This window comes from Nocardia sp. CC201C (assembly GCF_030010695.1).
Lineage (GTDB): Bacteria > Actinomycetota > Actinomycetes > Mycobacteriales > Mycobacteriaceae > Nocardia > Nocardia otitidiscaviarum.
In genome coordinates this window covers 1-4,354 of the sequence record NZ_JASCXP010000520.1, presented here as the reverse complement: position 1 = coordinate 4,354, position 4,354 = coordinate 1, and the positions used below count along the sequence as shown (strand labels likewise).

Annotated in this window: 2 protein-coding genes; both read left to right on the top strand. The window is 70.5% G+C overall.

Annotated features, from left to right (window positions below):
* Positions 1 to 2,787 (top strand): amino acid adenylation domain-containing protein (locus QK444_RS33100; protein ID WP_282785979.1); only part of this gene is annotated, 2,787 nt, incomplete at its 5' end.
* Positions 2,784 to 4,354, top strand: a 1,571-nt coding sequence (locus QK444_RS33095; RefSeq protein WP_282785978.1) for a condensation domain-containing protein, incomplete at its 3' end; no start/stop codon positions are given. The genes QK444_RS33100 and QK444_RS33095, both read left to right, overlap by 4 nt.

Genomic DNA, 4,354 nt, shown 5'->3' with positions numbered 1-4,354 from the left:
CCCCCCCACGAGATGCTGCGGGCGGTCTTCGACGCCGACGGCAATCAGCGGATCCTGCGGGTCGCCGACCTGCCGGAGTGGCGAATGCGGCGGGCGGACGGCGATATTCGCGCACTCATGTCCCATCAGGTGCTCGATCCGCACACCTGGCCGCTGTTCGACGTGCGACTGGGCTCCGACGGCCGCGTCGGCATCAGCCTGGACAATATCGTGCTGGACGGGCTGAGCATGATGATCCTGTTCTCCGAACTGGATCTGCTCTACCGGAATCCGGACGTCGAACTCGCGCCGATCGAGGTCTCCTTCCGCGACTACATGATCCAGATCCGGCCCGCGGCGGGAGAGGAGTCCCGCCGGTACTGGCTGGACCGGATTCCCCAACTGCCGCCCGCACCGAGCCCGCCGCTGCGGGTGGATCCGGCCACCGTGGGCGTGCCGCGCTTCGTGCGCCGCTCCGGTCGGCTGTCGGCCGACGCGTGGGACAGGCTGCGGCGCACGGCCCGCGCGGAGGGTCTCACCCCGACGACGCTGCTGCTCGCCTGCTACGGCGAGGTGCTGGCCCGATGGTCGGGCCGTCCCGACATCACCGTCAATGTCACCCTGTTCGACCGCGCCGCGGCGCACCCGCACATCAATCGGGTGCTGGGCGATTTCACCTCCCTGCTGTTCACCGAATTCCGCAGCGCGGCCACGATTCTCGACTCCGCCAGGCGGCTGCACGAGCGCATGTGGACCGATCTCGACCACCGCGACGTCTCACCCATGTGGGTGCTGCGTGAACTCGCCCGCCATCACGGTGAACAGGTCGGTTTCCCGGTCGTGTTCACCAGTGCGCTCGGGGTGGCCGAGGACGGGCTGTCACTGGACCCCTCCGGCTTCGGCGAGAAGGTGTGGGCGATCTCGCAGACGCCGCAGGTCTGGATGGACCTCCAGGTCCACGAGGCGGACGGCGGGCTGGCGTACGCCCTCGATACGGTGGACGAACTGTTCTGCGAGGGAACGGTTCCCGCGTTGTTCCAGGCGTTCGAAGAGCTGGTGCGGGAGCTGGGCGACCGGGCCGCGACCACGGTCTCGTCGCCCGTCGCGCCCGACCGCGGCATCGGCCCCGGACGAGCACGGCACGGCCTCCTGCACGATGCCTGCTTCGCGCAACGGCCGGACGCCGTGGCGCTCGTCCACGAGGGCGGCGAGGTCACCTACGGCGAGCTGACCGACCGCGCCCTGCGCATCGCCGCGACGCTGCCGCCGCACCAGGTGATCGCCATATCGCTGCCGAAGGGCCCCGATCAGATCGCCGCGGTGCTCGGTGTTCTCGCGGCCGGTTCGGCCTACCTGCCGATCGGCGTCGACCAGCCCGCGGCGCGACGGGAGCGGGTGCTCACCGCCGCCGGTGCCGATATCGTGATCGACGATATCGCACGGTTCCTCGCCCCCGCGCCCGCGGCGGCACCGGTGCCGACGGCGCCCGACGCGCTGGCCTATGTCATCTACACCTCCGGTTCGACGGGGGAGCCGAAGGGCGTGGAGATGACCCACGCCGCCGCGTACAACACCGTCACCGATATCAACGAACGCTACGGCGTGGACTCCCGTGACCGCGTACTCGCCGTCTCCGCACTCGATTTCGACCTGTCGGTGTACGACATCTTCGGTCTGCTGTCGGTCGGCGGCACACTGGTGCTGATCGACGAGGACGCGCGCCGCGACGCACGGACCTGGTCGCGGCTGGTGAGCGAGCACCGCGTCACCGTGTGGAACACCGTCCCGACCCTGCTGGACATGCTGCTGGCCGCCACCGACACGGCGACGTTGTCACTGCGGCTGGTCCTGGTGTCCGGCGACTGGGTGAACCTGGACTCACCCGCTCGGCTGCACGCCGTCGCACCCGACTGCCGATTCGTCGCCCTCGGTGGCGCGACCGAGGCCGCCATCTGGTCCAATGCCTGTGAGGTGCACGAGGTTCCGGAGCACTGGACCTCGATCCCCTACGGTCACGCGCTGCGCGGACAGCGCTATCGCGTCGTGGACGACCTCGGCCGCGACTGCCCGGACTGGGTCGCGGGCGAACTGTGGATCGGCGGGGCGGGCGTGGCGCGCGGCTACCGGGGCGACCCGGAGCTGACCGCCGCGAAGTTCGTCCCGCACGACGGTGTGCGCTGGTACCGGACGGGGGACCGGGGCCGGTTCTGGGCCGACGGCACCCTCGAATTCCTCGGCCGCACCGACCACCAGGTCAAGATCCGTGGTCACCGCATCGAACTCGGCGAGATCGAATCGGCCTTGGCGTCGTACCCCGGCGTCGCCGACGGTGTCGCCGTGGCGACGGGTGCGCGGACGCGGCGGCGATTGGCCGGATTCGTCGTACCCCACCTCGACGGCCCGGCGCCGGACACCGATGCGCTGCGCGAACATCTGCGCGGCCTGCTGCCGGCGTACGCGGTGCCGCACGCGCTCGTGGTGCTGGACGCGCTGCCGCTGACCGCCAACGGCAAGGTCGACCGGCGGGCGCTCGCGGACTTCGATCACGAGATCACCGTGGACCCGCCGACCGGCCCCACCGAGACACTGCTCGCCGTACTGCTCGGCGAACTGCTGCGGGTGACACCGGGCCGCGACGACAACTTCTTCGCACTCGGCTGCGACAGCCTCATCGTCACCCGCCTCACCGAACGCCTGCGCCGAGAGCACGGCATTCGCCTGACCCTGCGCGAAGTGTTCTCCGCGCCGACCATTGCCGACCTCGCGGGGTTCATCGACACCCGGCGAATCGAGGAAGGGGAGCTGTGAACAGCCCAACCGACACCCGTCCCGCCGATACCGTTGCGGCCGACGCCGATCCGGCCCAGCTGATCGCGCGCCTGCGCCGCCTCGGCATCGAATTGTGGACCGAGGAGGGCGCATTGCGCTACCGCGCCCCGGCCGGAGTCTTCACCGACGCGGACAAGCAGACATTGAAACGGCACCGCGACGAGGTCATCGCCCTGCTGTCCGCGCAGCGCACCCTGACACCCGCCCCGGAGCAGCGCTTCGAACCGTTCCCGCTCACCGATGTGCAGTCGGCCTACCTGCTCGGCCAGACGGACGCGTTCGAGTACGGCGGCGTCTCCTGCCACGGCTACCTCGAAGTCTGGCTCGGCGACGTGGATCCGGAGGCGGTCCAGGCGGCCTGGGCCGAACTCGTTCGCCGCCACGACATGCTGCGCGCGGTCGTCGACCCGACCACCGGAACCCAGCGGGTCCTGCCCGAGGTGCCGCCGGTGCGGGTGCGCCGCGACGACTCGGCGGAACGGGTACGCGCCGAACTGAGCCACGCCCGCTACGACGCCGCGCACTGGCCGCTGCACACACTGTGCCTGACCCCGGGCTGGCTGCTGCACATCTCGGTCGATCTGCTCATCGCCGATTTCGCGAGTGTGCAACTGCTGGTGGGCGAACTGCTGGCCCTGCTGCGCGGTGAGCCGCTGCCGCCGATCGATATCTCGTTCCGCGACTACGTACTCGCCCAGCGCGCCCTGCGGGACGGTCCCGACTACGCCGAGCACCGCGACTACTGGCTGGACCGGCTCGCCGACCTGCCGCCCGCCCCGGAACTGCCGCTGGCCGCCGATGGTGGAGGATCCGAGTCCTCCGTCCGCTTCCACCGGCTCCAGCGGCGAATCCCTACGGTTCGCGACAGTGCGGCCGCGCACGGCGTCACCACCTCGGCCCTGGTGCTCGCCGCGTACGCCGAAGCCATCGGACGGTGGAGCCGCAACCAGCGGTTCACCATCAATATGCCGTTGCAGAACCGCCTTGCCCTGCACGAGCAGGTCTGCGCCCTGGTCGGTGATTTCACCTCGGTCAACCTGCTGGAGGTCGATCTCACCGAGCCGGTGCCGCTGGTCGAACGGGCGCGCCGACTGGGCGCCAGGCTGCTGTCCGATATCGACCACCGGCTCTACTCCGGGGTGGAGGTGCTGCGCGAACTCGGCCGCCGGGCGGCCAGCGACGCCACCGACAGCGGGCGGGCACTCATGCCGGTGGTTTTCACGGGTGTGCTGGGCGGCGGCACCGAGGTGCGGTACGGCATCAGCCAGACCCCGCAGGTGTGGATCGACTGCCAGGCCGTGGAGCAGGACGACACCATGCTCGTCAGCTGGGATGTCCGCGAGGGGGTGTTCCCGGACGGACTCGCCGAGGCCGCGTTCGACATGTTCGCGGCACTGCTGACCGGACCCGCCGACATCGGCCCGCCGTATCCGCTGCCCGCCGATCAGGAGCGAATCCGGCAGGCGGTCAACGACACTCGCGCCGACCTGCCCACCGGCCTGCTGCACGAACCCTGGCTCGCGGCGGCGCGCCGCCACGGCGACCG